A 17,659-nucleotide genomic window follows, 5' to 3' on the forward strand; every position below is an offset into this window, starting at 1 on the left:
ACCCGCTGTTTCCCCCGGAATCGCAGCCTCCGCGTGTGGCGTTCCCTGCCGGTCATCGTCGGCGTAGTTCGTTCACCGTCGTGGTGACCTCGTCCAGCACCGCCGGGATCGGCGTGACACCGAGGCCGGGACCCGTCGGTACTGTCAGGTGCCCGTCCCGCAGGACGAAAGGCTCGGTGATGTCGGTGGCGAAGTATCGGTCCGAGGCCGAGATATCCCCCGGCAGCGTGAAGTTCGGCAGCGCGGCCAGTGCCGCGTTCCCGGCTCGACCCAGCCCGGTTTCGAGCATTCCGCCGCACCACACCGGAATGCCGGAGGCGGCGCAGACGTCGTGGATCCGACGGGCCTCGAGGTAGCCGCCGACGCGCCCGGGTTTGACGTTGACGATGTGGCAGGCGCCCAGCGCGATGGCGTCGGCGGCCGAGCGGGCCGAGACCACGGATTCGTCGAGACAGATCGGGGTGTGCAGACTCCGCGCGAGGGCGGCGTGTCCGAGCAGGTCCTCTTCGTCGAGCGGTTGCTCGATCAACTGGAGGTCGAAGGAGTCGAGTCGGGCGAGGTGTCGGGTGTCGGCACGCGTGTAGGCGGCGTTTGCGTCGACCTGTAGGAGTGTGTCGTCACCGAAGCGCTCACGGACCGCGCGAACCGGCGCGATGTCCCAGCCGGGTTCGATCTTGAGCTTGATCCGTCGGTAGCCCTGCGCCAGGTAGCCTGCCACGGCGTCGATCAGCTCCGGCAGCGAGTCCATGATTCCGACCGATACCCCGCTGGGGACGCGGTCGGCGACGGCGCCCAGACCGGCCGCGAACGACCTGCCGTAGGACCGCAGTTCGGCGTCCAGGACCGCCATTTCGAGTGCGGCCTTCGCCATGCGATGGCCTTTGACCGCGGCGACCAGGGGCGCCAGGGTACGAGCGGTCACGGACTCGGCCGCCAGCAGTGGGGGCACCAGATGCCGCAGGAGGACGTCTTCGGCGCCCTCGACGTACTCCGAGGAATAGTCGGGTTCGGCCCCGGCGACGCACTCGCCCCATCCCTCGGCGTCCGCTGTGAACACCTGCACCACCAGCGCCGAGCGCTCGTATTCGATGCCCAGGGACGTGCGGAAGGGGGTGATCAGGGGCAGGGAGATGCGTCGAAGGCGGACGTGCTCGATCCTCATCGGCCCTCGCCTCGGGTGAGCACGTAACCGCAGGCCGTCCGGTCGAAGTCGACCAACCGGCCGCCGTCGGCCAACACGGTGCCCAGGGTGTCCCGGAGGGCCAGGCGCCAGTCACGGGCGACGGACGGCCGTCGGGCACGGAGAAGGTCGATGTCGGGTGGTACGGCGACCAGGACCGTCGCGTCCCCTGCCCGCCGAGTCACCGGCCGATCGCCGTCGATGTCCAGCAGTGCCCGTGGGGTCGGCCCGGCGGGCGTGGGCGCGGGCGCGGGCCCGGTGTCCTTGTCGCATGCCGCCATGACCCGCTCGGCGCGCAGATCCCAGTGCAGCATCAGCCGATCCGACTCGTCGGCGGAGTTGAGCCCGTCCGACAGGGGTCCGTAATAGTCGGGCAGGTACGTGTTCGTCGTGCCGCCGAGTTTGTGCAGATTGAAGTGGGCGTTGCGGGCGACGAGCGGGTCGAACGTCCAGGTGATGCGATCGACGCCGTGCTCCAGGGCGTGCGCCCGCTGATCCAGCTTGAGCGCGTAGCCGACCTCGCGTCCGCGGGCGGCGACGTGGACGCCCGCGATGTGGCTATGCATTCCCGGCCGGCCGGGTGGGCTCCACAGGCCGACGCACGCTCCGAGAAGCCGGTCGTCGCCGTCCGCCTCGTCGAACGCACCCACCACGTAACTCCCCGCGTCCGCCATCGCCTTGACGACGTCGCCGGCGAGTGGCGGGCGGTCCGGATCGGTCTGCCACACCTCGCAGAGGAAACGCGCACAGGTGTGGCCGTCGGCCGTGGAATCCAACATCCGGATCCGTACGCCGGATTTCTTGCCGGCGCTCGTCGCGCTCGCTCGTGCCCTGGTTGCCGCAACACCGATGTCCATAACACGCCATTGTCGGCAACTCCGGTGCCCGGTAGGCGAATCGCGATCATCGTTAAGATCACCTTCGGGTGAATGCCAACTTCCGGTTACGTCAAATATCCCTGAGGCAACGACCGTTGGGGCCATGAACCTCGGCAGGCGGAGCCATCGGCGTCTCGTCCTTCTCAGGCCCGACATCTCCTTAGCGGACACCGCGGTCCGGACACTGGCGGAAGTCGCCCGACGGCTGAGTCGGGATCTGGTCCCCACAGCGACCGCGATCGACCCGACGGCTGTCGCCGTCCACACGCACGACGCGTCCGACGACACCGTCGGGCCCACCATGTACGTACGGATCGAGCCACCCGATCGACTGTCGCTCGAACTCCGATTTCCTCCCGGCGATGTGTGGGAGCGGGCCGCGTCGGCGGTCACCGAGATGCACACCGAACTGCTGGGCGCGGTGCTCACCGATCCGGACCCGGACCTCGATGAGGTCGCCGCGCTGTCCCGGGACACCGAGTCGGCGGTGCTCGGCCCGCTCGCCGGAACACGCGTGGACCACGGCCCCTACCGCAGCGTCCCGGAACGGATTCTGGCCGTCTGCCGCTCCGTTCCGGACGCCGTGGCGGTGTACGCAGCCGACGGAACCCTGACCTACCGGCAGTTCGTCGCCCACGCCGGCACGCTGGCCGCCCGGATCCGCGCCGCGGCACCGAGAACCGACGGATTCTTGCCCATTCTCGTCGCGGACGGCCTCGCTCTGCCGGTGTCGTGGGCCGCCGCGATGATCGCCGGGATCGGCTACGTGCCGATCGACCCCCGCTGGCCCCCACAGCGGATCGCCCACACTCTCGATCTCCTCGACGCCCCCGCGGTGCTGTGCGCCGACCCCGCCGCCGTCCCCGCCGCCCATCGCGACCGGGCGATCCGAGTCGAACTCGCCGAGCCCGACGAGGACATCGCCTTGGACGGCCCGCCCGACCCGCCCCGCACGGCGCCGCACGACGTCGTCTACGGGGTGTACACCTCCGGTACCACGGGAACACCCGTGTGCGCGGTGAACCTGCACGGCGGCCTGGCGAACCGGCTGGCGTTCATGGACCGCTGGTTCGGACCCCCACCGGGTCGCGAAGTGGTGCTGCAGAACACTCGGCACACGTTCGATTCGGCTTTCTGGCAGCTGTTTTGGCCGCTGACCACCGGTGGCGCGACGGTGGTGCCCACCACCGGAGAGCATCTCGACCTGCAGCACACCATCGACCTCATCGACACCCACGGCGTGACCGTCACCGACTTCGTACCGGCGGTACTGGGCGCGCTGCTGACCCTGCTGGAACGACGACCGGCGACGGTCGAGCGGCTGCGATCGCTGCGACACCTCGTGGTCGGTGGCGAACAGATCAATCCGCAGGACGTACGGGCCCTGCGGGAGTTGCTGCCGGGGCTGCGCGTCAGCAACGCGTACGGGCCCTCGGAGGCGTCCATCGGCATGATCTTCCACGAGGTGACCGCCGAGGACGGCGACGACATCCCGCTGGGACGGCCCATCGACAACTGTGTCGCCGTCGTCGTCGATGTCGACGGGCGGCCCCTGCCGCCCGGAGCGACCGGGGAGATCGTCATCGGCGGCGCCTGTGTCGGGGCCGGCTACCACGGCGAGCCCCACCGCACCGCGCAGCGCTTCTTCGCTTCCCCCACGTTCGGCCGGATGTACCGCACCGGTGATCTCGGGCACCTCGACACCGAGGGTCGCTTTCACTTCGCGGGACGCGTCGACCAGCAGATGAAGATCGGCGGGGTACGCATCGAGCCGGGCGAGATCGAGAACGTGTCCCTGGCCTGCAAGGGAGTTCGGCAGGCCGTCGCACTGGTCGCCGGGTCCGCCGAGAGTCGTGAGCTGGTGCTCGTGATCACCGGGACGGCGAGCGAGGAGGCGGTGCTCGCACATCTGCGGGCCGGACTGCCTCGTGCCTGCATCCCGCGACGCGTCGTGGTCGTCGAAGGGATGCCCCTGACCGAGGCGGGAAAGATCGACCGGCGGCAGCTGGCCCCGCGGGTCGAACAGCCCGACTCCCCGCCCCCCGCCATCGGCGCCGATCCCGTGCTGGCCATTCTCCGAACCGCCCTGCGGCGCCCGGACTTCGCAGCCGACGACGACTTCTTCGCCGCGGGAGGAAACTCACTGCAGGCGGTTGCGGCGGTGGTCGAGCTGAGCGACCGGTGCGGGACGGACATCGGGGTCCGGGACATGGTCGATCATCCGACGGCGACCGGTCTGCGTCGGCTGATCGCACGGCGCGGGCGCGACCCCATACCGTCCTCGGCCGAGTTGGTCGCCGCCGACCTCGCCGCCCTGGTGGCGATGCCGGCACCTCGCCACGAGCGGCGAAGCCGGGCACCGCGCACGGTGCTGCTCACCGGCGCGACGGGGTTTGTCGGTACGCGGCTGCTCCACGAACTCTTCGAAAACACCGACCTGACGGTGCTCTGCCTGACCCGCGGCAGGGACGATTCCCACGCGCGGGAACGTCTCCTTGAAGCCCTGTCCGCGCGCGGGCTCGACCACACCGGGTACGCCGGACGGATCACCGCGATCGCCGGGGACCTGGCCCGACCCGGACTCGGGCTGACGGACACCCGCCGGCGCTCGCTCGCCGAGGAGTGTGACCTGATCGTCCACGGCGGCGCCCTGGTCAACCTCTTGTACGACTACCGCGCGCACCGCGAGCCGAACGTGCTGGGCACGGCGGAGATGATCCGCCTCGCCCGGGAAGCCGGCGGCGTCCCCCTGCACCACATCTCGACCCTCGGAGTCCTGCACGACCACGCGCTGGCCGACGGCCGGCCCGTACCCGAAGACGTGGACATCACCACCGTGACCCCACCGTCGAGCGGATACAGCCTGTCGAAGTGGGTGGCCGAGCAACTCGTACACGCCGCCGTCGACCTGCCCGTGACGGTGCTGCGCCTGGGCGAGGTCATGCCCGCCGTCGACGCCCTCGCAGCACCCAACCCGACGGCGCTCACCCATCTGCTGCTCACCGCCTTCGACCGGCTGGGATCGGTGCCCCGGGCGACGATCCGATCGGACTACAGCCCGGTCGACGCGATCGCACGGGCCATCGGCGAAGCGATCCGGGATCCGGCGATGCACGGACGTGCCGCGCACCTCTTCAGCCCGGGCAGCGTGCACTTCGACGAACTGGCCGGCGCGCACGCGGAGCGGGTTTCCTGCCTGCGTTTCCTGTCCCGGCTGCGCACCGCCGCAGCGGCCGGAGACGCCGAGCTCGGCATGCTGCTCGCGATCGTCGAACACCGCGCCGGCGGCCGCCGCGACGACGAGGCGGACATGCGCGAGGTGCTCGAAAACCTCCTGCAGGACAACCCCGCCCTGTTCACCACATCCAACACCCGCCCGAAGGAGCCCGTCGGTGCATGACGAGGAGCGAGCGATGGTCGCCGACGAGCGAGAGACGCCGATGCGAGAGCGCACCATGGGACGGCTCGGCTGGAAGGTCGGCGAGGTCGGCTACGGGATGTGGGGAATCGGCGGCGGTCCGGGCGGATTCACCGGATGGGACTACGACATCGCCCCCAACGCCCTCGACCTCGCCGTGGACATGGGATGTACGTTCTTCGACACGGCCTGGGTCTACGGGCGCGGCAAGTCCGAGTCCCTGCTCGGCGAACTGCGCGACCGCCGGCCCGGCTCCGGAATACGGCTGGCCACCAAGGTTCCCCCGCTCAACCGCGAATGGCCCCCGCGCCCGCAGGACACCCTCGAGGACGTCTTCCCCCTCGATCACATCCTCGACTACACGCGCCGCAGCCTGGACAACCTCGGCGTCGACAGGATCGACCTCCTGCAGTTCCACGTCTGGGAGGACCGCTGGGCCGCGGATCCCGCCTGGCGGAAGGCCGTCACCCTGCTCAAGGAGCGGGATCTGATCGACGGATTCGGCATCAGCGTCAACCGCTGGGAGCCGACGAACTGCTTCGCCGCGCTCGACACCGGGCTGGTCGACTCGATCCAGGTCATCTACAACATCTTCGACCAGGCCCCCGAGGACGAGCTGTTCCCCCGCGCGATCGAGGAAGACATCGCGATCATCGCCAGGGTCCCCTTCGACGAGGGTTCCCTGACCGGGAACCTGAGCGCCGACACCGTGTTCCCACCCGAGGACTGGCGAGCCGTCTACTTCGGACCGGAGAACCTGCCACCCACCGTCGAACGCGTCGACGCGCTGCGGGGCCTGGTCCCCGCCGGCCGGACCCTGCCGGAACTGGCGCTGCGATTCGCACTGCACCACCCCGCCGTCTCCGTGGTCATCCCGGGCATGCGCCGCCCCGAGCACGTGCGCTCGAACCTGCGCGTGTCCGGATCGGATCCGCTGCCGCCGGACCTACTCGAAGCCCTGCGCGCCCACCGCTGGGACCGGCGGCCGACGCACTGGTCGATGTGAAAACCGAGGAGACCCGGGTGACCCCAACCCATGACACGTCGCCCTCCACAGTCGACGGCGACGTCTGGTCGTCCCTGGCCACGCAGGCCGTCCGGACACCGCACGCGACGGCACTGGTCGACGCGCACGGCGAACTGGACTACGAGACCCTGTTCGACCTGGTCGCCGACCTGGCGGACCGACTGGCCGACGCAGGCGTTCGTCCGGGCGATCTCGTCGGAATCCCGCTACCGCGTGGCCGGGACGCCATCGTGGCCATCCTCGCGGTCCTGCGCGCCGGAGCCGGGTACGTACCGCTCGACCCGGTCTATCCGGCGGCCCGCCTGGACCTGATGATCGAGGAGACCCGGCCCCGCGCGCTGATCACGGCCGACGGCGTGCTGGCACTGGACGAGAGCGTGCGCAGGCGGGATCCCGCGTATGTCATCTTCACCTCCGGTTCGACGGGCCGGCCGAAGGGCGTCCTGGTCGGCCGTCGGCAACTCCGCGATTTCACGGAGGTCTTCGCGGACCGGTTCGCCTTCGCGGAAGGCGACCGGATCCTACAGTTCGCCTCGCTGAGCTTCGACACCAGCGTCGAGGAAATCTTCTGCCCACTGCTCCGGGGTGCCACCCTGGTCCTGCGCGACGACGACATGATCAGCAGACCGGACCTGTTCTTCGAACGCTGCGACGCGCTCGGGATCACCGTCCTGGACCTGCCGACCGCGTACTGGCATCAGCTGGTCGCGGCCCTGGATCGGGGCGAGACCGCGCTCCCGGCCGCCGTGCGGTGCGTGATCATCGGTGGCGAGACCGCGCGGCCGGACGCGGTACGCCGCTGGCAGGCCGCGGTGGGCGGCGCCGCCCGGCTGTTCAACACGTACGGCCCCACCGAGACCACCGTGGGCGCCACGGCCGCAGACGTGACCGAGTGGTCGGGGGACGTGGTCCCGATCGGCCTCCCGCACCCGGGCGTGACCTGCCGGATCGGCGACGACGACGAGCTGCTGATCGGCGGCATCGGCGTGGTCGACGGCTACCTGAACCGCCCCGAGCTGACCGCCGAGCGGTTCGTCACGACCCCCGGCCGGGGCCGCGAATACCGCACCGGCGACCGGGTCCGCCGGTCCGCCGACGGGCAACTCGAGTTCCTGGGACGGCTCGACAACCAGGTGAAGATCCGGGGCCACCGGGTCGAACCGGCCGAGGTCGAGGCGACGCTCCGCACGCTCGACAACATCACCGACGCCGTGGTCCTGGTCGACGAGCACACCGGCCGCGCCAGGCTGATCGGCCACGTCGTCACCGACGCCACGACCGACCTCACCACGGTACGCGCCGCCCTCGCCGACCTCGTACCCGCCCACCTCGTTCCCGCCGCCCTGATCGCGCACCCACGGTTTCCCCTGAACCCGCAAGGAAAGATCGACAAGGCGGCCCTCGCCGCGAAGGCGCCGCAGCAGCACGCTCCGGACATCGCCCGTACGGCGGCCGAACGGAGCGCGGGCACGCTGATGGGGGAGGTCCTCGGCGTCCCCGTCACGAGCGCGGGGGACGATTTCCTCACCCTCGGCGGCGATTCCCTGGACGCCGTACGCCTCATCGCCGCCCTACGGCTGCGGCACGGCGCGGAGCTGACCCTCACCCGGTGGTACGCGGATCCGACCGTCGCCGCGCTCGCCGGGCTGATCGACGGCGCGAAGGGGACGACGGGCGCGAAGACCGATCCTCCCACCGGCACGCTCGCCGAGGGGGTCCCGCACAAGCTGAGCCCGATGCAACGCGACTACTGGATCGCCGAGCAACTCTGCGCCGATCTGCCCGTGTACACGCTGGGCATCAAGTATCGCTGGGCAGAACCGGTCGACGTCGCGGCGTTGACCACGGCGCTCGCGGAACTGTCCCGCAGGCACCCGCTGTTGCGAGCGCGCTTCCCCGACGACGGCACCGAGCCGAGTATGGTCGTCGCGCCTGCGGCACAGATCCCGCTGACGCTCGGCGAGCCGGATCGCGCCGGCATCGACTTCCGGGACGGCCCGGTCGCACACGCCTTCCTGAACGGCGACGAACTCGTCGTGATCGTGCATCACCTCGCCTTCGACGGATGGTCGGCGGGTGTGCTGGGGCAGGAACTCGCCGCCCTGTACCGGGCCATGCGCGAAGATGCGGACCCGGCCACCGTCCCCGGTCTGCCGCCGGCCGCCCCCGTGCCCGACCTCGCCGCCCGCAGCGCCGAAGCGAAGGGCGACGCGTCACTCGTCTCGTACTGGCGGGAGCGATTCGACGGCGCCGATCTCGATTCGGAGCTGCCCACCGACCGGCCTCGCCCGGCCACCCCCTCGTACGCCGCCGGCCGCATCAGCCGCCCCCTCGATCCCGACCTGCTGGACCGGCTGCGTTCCTACGCCGGCGAACAGCGGGCAAGCCTGTTCATGGTGGTCCTGGCCGGGCTCCAGGTCGTACTGCACCGGTACACCGGACGCACCGACGTCACCGTGCTGGCACCGGTGGCCGGGCGGTCCACCGGTGAGTCGGCCTCGTTCATCGGCCCCGCGTTGAACGTCCTGCCGCTGCGCGGCGACGTGTCCGGCGATCCGTCGTTCGCCGAACTCGTCGCGCGAGTGCGGGACGCCGTCCTGGGCGACCTCGACCGCGGGCAACTCGCGCTGCCCGATCTGGTGGACGCCCTGGCGCGGCCCGGTGGTGCCAAGCGCCTGAGCCCGGTCATGCTGACCGTGCACAACACCCCGGCATCCGACGACCCGATCATGCTCTACGCCGGCGAGCTGGCACCGGCCGCGACCATGGTCGACCTGGCGATCGGCCTCGACTTCCCCGCCGACGGCGCGGTGCTGAATGCCGACTACGCCGCCGAACTCTTCGACGGCGCACGCGTCGAGGCGTTCCTCGACCACCTGCTGACCCTGCTCGACGCGGCGACCGGCGGGACCGGGGCCACCGCGGCGACCGGCGGGACGAGCACGCCGGTCACCCGGCTGCCGATGCTCACCGACGGCGAGCGCCGCCGCATCGTGCACGACTGGAACGACATCGTCGCCCCGATACCGGATGCCACCGCCGTACACCAGCTGTTCGAACGCCACGCCGCGGCCACGCCCGACGCGCCCGCGCTCACCGTCGGCGGCGACACCCTCGGCTACGGGGAGTTGAACCGCCGGGCCAACAGGCTCGCCCGAAGACTGCGTCGGGAGGGAGTCCGGCCGGGCCACCGGGTGGCGATCAACCTGGATCGCGGCGTCGAACTCTTCACCGCGATGTGGGCGGTGCTCAAGTCGGGCGGTGCCTACGTGCCGCTGGATCCGGCCTACCCTCGCGACCGGCTGGACCACATGCTGGCCGACAGCGCGCCGACGGTCGTGATCAACCGCGACTACCTCGCCGGAGGACTCCCTGAAGGACCGCCCGAAGGACTCCTCGGGGGATTCCCCGAAGGACCTCTCGAAGGACTTCCCGAGGACGACGGCGATCCGCCCCTGTGCAACTCGGCCGACGATCCGGCGTATGTCATCTACACCTCGGGATCCACCGGCAAGCCCAAGGGAGTTGTCGTCACACACGGCAACCTCGTCCACGCCGCCGGCATGTGGCAGCAGGCGTACCGGCTGCGCCCGGAGTGGACCTACCTGCAGGCGGCCAGCTTCTCCTTCGACATGTTCGTGGGCGAAACGCTCCGGGCGCATCTCAGCGGCGGCCGACTGGTGGTCGCCCCGCGCGAGACACTGCTCGACCCCGCCGATCTCCACGCGCTGATGAACACCGAGAACGTCAACTGCACCGAACTCGTGCCCGCGGTGCTGCGCGCGCTCCTCGACCACACCGAGAGCAGCGGGGCGGATCTGTCGTTCGTCCGCCTGCTGATCGGCGGCGGCGAGAAGTGGCACGTCAAGGAGTACGAACTGGCGAAACGCCTCGTCGGCCCGGACAACCGCGTGGTCAATTCGTATGGTGTCACCGAGGCCACCGTCGACAACGTGCTTTTCGAAGGCTCGGTCGAACACCTCCCCGACGACGCGCCGTTGCCGATCGGACGGCCCTTCCCGAACAACCGGGTCTACGTCCTCGACGCGCATCGCCGGCCGGTTCCGGCGGGTGTGGTCGGCGAGCTGTATCTGGGCGGGCTCGGCGTCGTACCCGGCTATCACGACCGGCCCGAGCTGACCGCCGAGCGATTCGTGTCCGATCCGTTCGTCACCGCACCCGGCGCCCGGATGTACCGCACCGGCGACTCGGCCCGGTTCCACCTCGACGGCACGGTCGACTTCCTCGGCAGGCTCGACGACCAGGTCAAGATCAACGGATACCGGATCGAGCTCGGCGAGATCGAGGCCCGCCTCGGCACGCCGGCGAACGTGGCGGCGTGCGCCGTGGCCGCACACCGGCCGACCGGCGGCATCAGCCGGCTCATCGGCTACGTGGTGACCCGCGACGGGGCGGATGCCGACGAGGCCGCCTACCGCGAGATGCTCGCCGCCGGTCTGCCCGCGCACATGGTTCCCACGCGTATCCTCACGCTGCCCGCACTTCCGTTGACGCCGAACGGGAAACTGGACCGGCGCGCACTGCCCGCCCCGGCCGGGACGGGGCCCGAGGTCGCCGTGACACTCGCTCGGACCGACACCGAGAAGCGGATCGCGGCGATCTGGGCGGAGGTCCTCGGGGTTCCCGAACCCGGCATCGACGACAGCTTCTTCGCCCTCGGTGGCGACTCGTTCTCGGCTCTCAAGGTCGTCCGTCGCCTCGAACCGGCGCCCAGCCTGGTCGAGTTCTACCAACACGCCACCATCCGTCGACTGGCCGTACATTTGGGCGCGCGGTCGGAGGCCGGGCCCGCCGAGCAGCGGCTGCTGCAACGGCTCACCGCCACGGACGCCGACCCGGCGACCGGCGGGCACACCGTCGTCGCGGTGCCCTACTCCGGTGGCAGCGCCGTCGCCTATCAGCCGCTCGCCGACGCGCTTCCGACGAACTGGGCGCTGCGGGCAGTGGAGTTGCCCGGCCACGACCGATCCAGACCCGACGAGGAACCGGAGCCGATCGCCGTCGTCGCCGACCGCATCGTTGACGAAATGCGAACGATCGACGGCCCGGTCCTCCTCTACGGACACTGCCTCGGCGTCGCGCTCACCGTGGAGGTGGCACGGCGCGCCGAGGCCGCGGGCGTGCCGCTCGCCGGGGTCGCGCTCGGGGCGGGATTCCCGACCGCCCGGCTGCCGGGACGATTCTTCGACTGGATCTACCGGCACGTGCCGGTGGACCGCTTCACCTCCGACCGCGAATACCTGGCCTACCTCCGCGCGCGCGGTGGTTTCACCGATCTGGACGACGAGGAGCAGGAGGCCTTCGTACTCCGCAACGTCCGGCACGACGCCCGCGACGCGGAGGAGTACTTCACGGCCGCGTACCGGCAGACGTACCGCCCGCTGAAGGCTCCGGTGCTCACGGTCGTCGGCGCCCGCGACCGGGTCACCGAGCACTATCAGGAACGCCACCGGGAATGGCGGCACTTCACCGAGGGCGACCTGGGCCTGGTCGTGCTGCCGCGCGCGGGGCACTTCTTCCTCAAGAGCCACGCGGAGCCGCTCGCGGAGGCATTGGTGGCCGCCGTCGTCTCCGGCGCCCCGCAGTCGCCCACCGAGCCCACCGGCCGGCCGCCCACCGAGGTACAAACCCCGGCGCCGGGAACCGCACCCGATCTGCGCAAGTTCGCGCTGGTCGCGTTGGGTCAGCTCCTGTCGATGATGGGCAGCGGGCTGAGCACACTGGTACTGAGCATCTGGGTGCTCGACCGGACCGGCTCGCTCACCTCCTTCGCGGTGGTGAGCGCGATCGGACTGCTCCCCGGCATCCTCGTGGGGCCGGTCGCCGGGGCCGTCGCCGACCGGTGGGACCGCCGCAAGGTGATGCTCGCGAGCGACACCACGGCCGGACTCTCGATGGCGGCCCTGGTCGTCCTCATGCACGGCGACGGCCTGCGTCTGTGGCACGTCTGTCTGGTCGTGTCGGTGACGTCGGTGGCCGGCGCGTTCCAGCGGCCAGCCTATCTCGCGGCGGTCGCGCAGCTCGTACCCAAGCGCTACCTCGGCCACGCCGCCGGAATCGGGCAACTCGGGGTCGGCGCCGGGCTGGTGTTCTCACCCATGCTCGGTGCCGCCCTCATCGACCCGATCGGCATCGACGGCGTGCTCCTCCTCGACACGGGCACCTTCGCGATCGGGGCACTCACCCTGCTTCTCGTCCGCTTCCCGAACCTCATGTTCCGCGTACGTGAGGAAACCTTCGGTACGGAGATCCGCAACGGCTGGCGCTACATCACCCGCCGACCCGGCCTGCGCGCCGCGCTCCGGTTCTTCGTCGTCGACCACGTCTTCTACACCGTGGGCTTCGCCGTCATCACACCGATGCTGCTGGCCGAGCAGTCGGACTCGGTGCTGGGTCTGGCGCTGGGTGCCGGCGGCGTCGGCGGGCTCTTCGGCAGCGTCCTGATGGGCCTGTGGGGCGGTACCGCCCGGCGCAGTCACGGAATGCTCCTCTCGATGGCCATCGGCAGTTTCGCGATGATCCTGGTCGGAATCTCCACCGTTCCGGCCCTGATCATCGCCGGGATGTTCCTCGTTGGCTTCGGCGAATCCCTCGCCGAAGGTCATTGGATCGCGATCGTGCAGAGCAAGGTCGGGTTCGAACTGCAGGGCCGCGTCCTGTCCCTGTTCATCGCCCTGATGATGCTGACGATGCCGCTGGGCTACCTCGTCGTCGGGCCCCTGGCCGAACGATTCGTCCAGCCACTGCTCGAATCCGAAGGCCCGGGACGGGGCCTCGCCCTGCTGATCGTCGTCAGCGGACTGCTGCAACTGGCCTGGTCCGTCCGCGGCTGGTTCGACGACCGGCTGCGGCTGATCGAGGACGAACTACCCGACGCGATACCGCCCGCCGAGATCGGCACGCGCGACGACCTGCAGCGCGAAGCCGACGAACTGCTCTCCGCCCGCACCCGGTGAAGGAACCATCTCCTTGTTGCCTCCGATTTCCGTCGCGCCCACCGATCCGTACCTGACCCCATTGATCGTCGCGGACGGCCTTCTGCCGGGCGTCCGCGTCTTCCTCAAGGACGAGACCCGCTACGCCTCCGGCAGTCACAAGGAACCCGCCGCCCGCGCGGTCGTGGCCCGCGCCGTCGCCGAAGGACACGACCGGATCGTGGTGGGATCGTGCGGCAGTTACGGGCGGGCGATGGCGACGGCGTGCGCGGCGGCGGGCCTGCGGTGCACCGTGGTGCTGCCCGCCGAATGGAGCGACGGCGGCGGCGCCGCCGCGACCGTCGGGGCCGACATCCGTCTCGTCCACGGCGGTTACGAGGATGCCGTGGACGAATCCCACCGCCTGGCCCACACGTTGGGGGCTCTCGACGGCAATGTCGACGGTCCCTGCAAGGACGCGATCCTGGAGGGCCACGGACATGTCGTCCACGCCCTGCACCGAGAACTGGGCGGCGCTCCGGCGCACCTCTGGATCCCGGTCGGCAACGGCACGACGACCGTCGCCGCCCACCGCCAAGCCCGCCTCCTGACCTGGCCGGTGACCCTCCACGCCGTCGGCTCCTCCGGCAACAACCCGATCGTGACGAGCTGGCCGGGCCCTTACCGCACCCTGCCGAGCCACGACGTCGTCACGACGGAGCACAACGAGCCCCTGGTCAACTGGCACGCCCTGCACGGCCCCGAGGCCCTGACCGCGATAGCCGACTCGAGCGGCGCGGCGCACGCCGCGGACGACGACGAACTACTCGCCGCCCAGGCCCTGCTGGGCCGCTACGGAGTTCACCCCACCGCGGCGGGCTCGGCCGCGCTCGCCGGCCTGCTGGCCCACGCCGAAACCACTACGGTCAGCGGGAACCAGATCGTCCTGCTGACCGGCCGCTGAGTGGGCGTTCAAAGGGCACCGTCGTCGGCGTCGCAGCTCCGGGCAGCCGATGAGTTCGGGCCGCGGGAAAGCCTGACGGATCCGGCCCGGCGCCCCACGTCCCGGGCCGGGTCCGCGACGCCGCCCACGCGGCACCCGCACTCGGGGTGCGACCCCTGCGGAGCCCATGTCGCGCGGACCGGGGCAGCAACGACAGCGCGGACTCGTCCGCGAACACGATCCCCGCCCCGTCCGTACCGCCATGGTTTTACCCGGGCCACACCGTGCGCCGCCAAGTCGTCATCGCCGGCGGGAGGCCCCGGAGGCGCTCGGCGCCGCAGTTGGTCGATCGCCAACCAGCCCGCTTTCGGGCGTGAGGATCGATTCGATCGGGTCTACTGACGGGCCAGATGCATGCGCATCTCGCTCTCCGCATCGGTGATGAGTTCGCCCGACACGTCGATGGTCACGGTGTGCAGCGTGCCGGTGAAGCGGAAGGGTGAAGTGTATTCGGGGGTCACCGGCGGTCCGGGGTTGGCTCCGCAGGTGACGCCGCCGGGGTTGAACATGATGGGTGTGGTGACCGGAAAGTCCTTGGCGCCGACGAGTTGGCGGTCGATGTACAGCTGGGCGCGGCACGGCGTGCCCTTGCCGCCGGCGAGGTCGGGCTTGCCGGTGGGCTCGAATTCGAACCGCAGCTCGTGGTGGCCTTCGGGTACCGGGCCCTCGGAGGTGACGGTGTCCCAAGTGCGGCGGACGTAGTTGTGCGTGTAGTGCAGCCTGCCGTCCTTGAGGTAGAGGGCCCAGCCGCCGGCGCTGGTGCCCTGGCTCATCAGCACGCCTTCGGCGCCGTCGGCGGGGATCTCCACATCGGCGGTGATGCTGTGGGGGCGGTTGAGCACCCTGGGGGAAACCGACGCCGGAAGGGTCTGAGTGCCGGGCCGGAAGGTGAAGGAGTCGCGGGCTTTGGTGATCTGGGGGCGTTCGACCATCATGCGCGCGAGGGTGTTGCTGTCGATGGGCAGTACTCCGTACTTCCCCGCCTCCACGTACCACAGGGAGATCATCTCGATCAGCTTGTCGCGGTGGTCGGCGGCGATGTCGCGGGTCTCGGCGAAATCCTCGTCGACGTGGTAGAGCTCCCAGTTGTGGGCATCCAGCGCGGAGAGCGTCTCGGAGGTGATGGGAGTGCCGAACGGCTGGTCCGATTCCGTGAACGAGGGACCGGGCCACGGGCACACCGCGCGCCATCCGTCGTGGTCGATGGCACGGTGGCCCAGCATCTCGAAGTACTGGGTCCGGTGGCGACCGGGCGCGGACACGTCGTCGAAGGTGTGGGCGAAGCTGACGCCTTGGAGCGGTGATTGGGTGACACCCTTGATGGTCTCGGGCGGCTCGACCCCGAGGACGTCCAGCACGGTCGGGAGCATGTCGATGAGGTGGGCGTACTGGGTGCGCACCTCTCCCCGTGCCTTGATTCCGCGCGGCCAGTGGACCAGGAACGGGTCGCTCGCGCCGCCTCGGTAGGTCTCCCTCTTCCAGCGCCGGAAGGGAGTGTTGCCCGCCCAGGTCCAGCCCCACGGGTAATGGTTGAACGTCGTGGGGCCGCCGAGGTCGTCGATCGCTTTGAGGCTGTCCTCGATCGGCTCGGGCGCGTTGTTGAAGAACTGCGCCTCGTTGGCGGTGCCGGTGGCGCCGCCCTCCGGACTGGCGCCGTTGTCGGAGACGACCATGATCAGTGTGTTGTCGAGTTCACCCGTCTCGGCGAGGAAGTCGATCAGGCGGCCGATCTGGTGGTCGGTGTGGGACAGGAAGCCCGCGTAGACCTCCATCATGCGTGCCGCCAGGCGCCGGCTTTCGGCTGGGAGGGAGTCCCATTGCGGCACGTCCGGGTCGTGCCGGGAAAGCTCGGCGTCGGGTGGTGCCACTCCGAGCCGCTTCTGGTTGGCGAAGGTCTTCTCCCGGTACGCGTCCCAGCCGTCGTCGAACCGCCCGCGGTAGCGGTCGGCCCATTCCTTCGGCACGTGGTGCGGGGCGTGGGTGGCACCGGTGGAGAAGTTCATGAAGAACGGCTTGTCGGGGGCGACCTGCTTGGAGTCGGCGATGAACGCCATCGCCTTGTCCGCCATGTCCACGGTCAAGTGGTAGCCCTGTTCCGGTGAAGCGGGGGGGTCGATCCGGTGGTTGTCGTAGACCAGGTCCGGATACCACTGGTTGGTGTCGCCGCCGAGGAATCCGTAGAACCGCTCGAAGCCGCGCCCCAGCGGCCAGCGGTCGTACGGTCCTGCCGGCGACTCCTGCTCCGAGGGCATCAGGTGCCACTTGCCGAGCATGTAGGTGTTGTATCCGTGTTGCAGCAGCATCTCCGACAGGAAACCGTTCTCGAAGGGGATGTTGCCGTTGTAACCGGGAAAACCGGTGGCCATCTCCGTGACCGCCGCCACGCCGTTGGCATGATGATTGCGGCCGGTCATGATGCACGATCGGGACGGCGAACACAGGGCCGTGGTGTGCATGTTGTTGTACAGCAGGCCGCCTTTGGCGAGCCTGTCCAGGTTCGGGGTCTGTATCGGGCTGCCATAGCAGCCGAACTGCCCGTACCCGGTGTCGTCCAGGACGATGAACAACACGTTCGGCGCACCCGGAACGGCGCGCATCGGCTCCGGCCAGGCCGGGCTGGACTCCTCGGTCGTCCGCCGATCACTCCGGGAAACGCGCTGCCCTGCTTGTACTCGTTAACAGGCATGGCGCCCGTCCTCCTTCTGATCGATCCCATGCGTGTACATCGCTGTCCGGCACGAGTTCCAGGACATTGCCGAACTCAACGCGGAGACCAGGAGACGCCCACGGAAATGCGTGTAGTGGAATCGAGGTCCCGTGCTTCACTCGAGCGGCACCGGGTCGCGAGATGAGGCACGGCATCTTCGGGTACGCGACCCACCGTTGAAGGGATTTCGGGCACCACCCTTGTGCGCATCGCACAAGATTCATCCTAGGTACGGCCGAGGGCGGATGCCACTTGCGCATGAAGGGTGTTTCCCGCCCGCTATTCCGGGTAATTCCCAGTGCGTTCAGCGTGCCGTTCTCGAGAGGCGGCCGGACAATGGGGCACGCAGCCCTGGCATCCATCCTGGGCAGTTGCGCAGGGCGACTCATCCTCGACGACGAGTACGTGCCCGCTGCAGGGCCCCGAACCGGATTGGTATGGCGGCGCCGGGTGTTGCGCCCGCCGAACGGTGCGGGTCTCCCGGGTGACACTTCTACTCGGCCTTCATTCC

7 protein-coding genes are annotated in these 17,659 nt (G+C 69.9%); 4 read left to right on the forward strand and 3 right to left on the reverse strand.

Annotated features, from left to right (window positions below):
• Positions 1-52: 52 nt before the first annotated feature.
• Together menC and A3IC_RS0120285 are read right to left on the reverse strand one after the other, a co-directional pair.
• Entirely contained in the window at positions 53-1,162 is a 1,110-nt protein-coding gene (menC, locus tag A3IC_RS0120280; RefSeq protein WP_020551880.1) for an o-succinylbenzoate synthase, read from the reverse strand.
• Positions 1,159-1,959, reverse strand: coding sequence for a hypothetical protein (locus A3IC_RS0120285; RefSeq protein ID WP_020551881.1), 801 nt, complete (start codon positions 1,957-1,959; stop codon positions 1,159-1,161). The genes menC and A3IC_RS0120285 overlap by 4 nt, the downstream gene beginning before the upstream one ends.
• Between A3IC_RS0120285 and A3IC_RS0120290 the strand changes: the two genes are divergently transcribed.
• The 4 genes from A3IC_RS0120290 to A3IC_RS0120305 are packed head-to-tail and all read left to right on the forward strand — an operon-like array spanning position 1,946 to position 14,402.
• Positions 1,946-5,458 (forward strand): non-ribosomal peptide synthetase, encoded by a 3,513-nt coding sequence (locus A3IC_RS0120290; RefSeq protein WP_205354386.1) that lies wholly within the window; start codon positions 1,946-1,948, stop codon positions 5,456-5,458. The genes A3IC_RS0120285 and A3IC_RS0120290 overlap by 14 nt on opposite strands.
• Complete coding sequence (locus A3IC_RS0120295; RefSeq protein ID WP_205354387.1) at positions 5,451-6,482, forward strand: aldo/keto reductase; 1,032 nt, start codon at positions 5,451-5,453, stop codon at positions 6,480-6,482. Before A3IC_RS0120290 ends, A3IC_RS0120295 begins: the two co-directional genes overlap by 8 nt.
• A gap of 17 nt (positions 6,483-6,499) precedes the next feature.
• Complete coding sequence (locus tag A3IC_RS0120300) at positions 6,500-13,480, forward strand: non-ribosomal peptide synthetase/MFS transporter (RefSeq protein ID WP_106668954.1); 6,981 nt, start codon at positions 6,500-6,502, stop codon at positions 13,478-13,480.
• 13 nt (positions 13,481-13,493) lie between these two features.
• Complete coding sequence (locus A3IC_RS0120305) at positions 13,494-14,402, forward strand: pyridoxal-phosphate dependent enzyme (protein WP_205354388.1); 909 nt, start codon at positions 13,494-13,496, stop codon at positions 14,400-14,402.
• Positions 14,403-14,776: 374 nt separating this feature from the next.
• Here A3IC_RS0120305 and A3IC_RS55505 read toward each other — a convergent pair whose 3' ends face one another.
• A complete protein-coding gene (locus tag A3IC_RS55505; protein ID WP_020551886.1) occupies positions 14,777-17,038 on the reverse strand; it encodes an arylsulfatase in 2,262 nt (753 codons plus the stop codon).
• Between the last annotated feature and the right edge of the window lie 621 nt (positions 17,039-17,659).

The organism is Embleya scabrispora DSM 41855, from assembly GCF_000372745.1.
GTDB classification, from domain to species: Bacteria; Actinomycetota; Actinomycetes; order Streptomycetales; family Streptomycetaceae; genus Embleya; species Embleya scabrispora.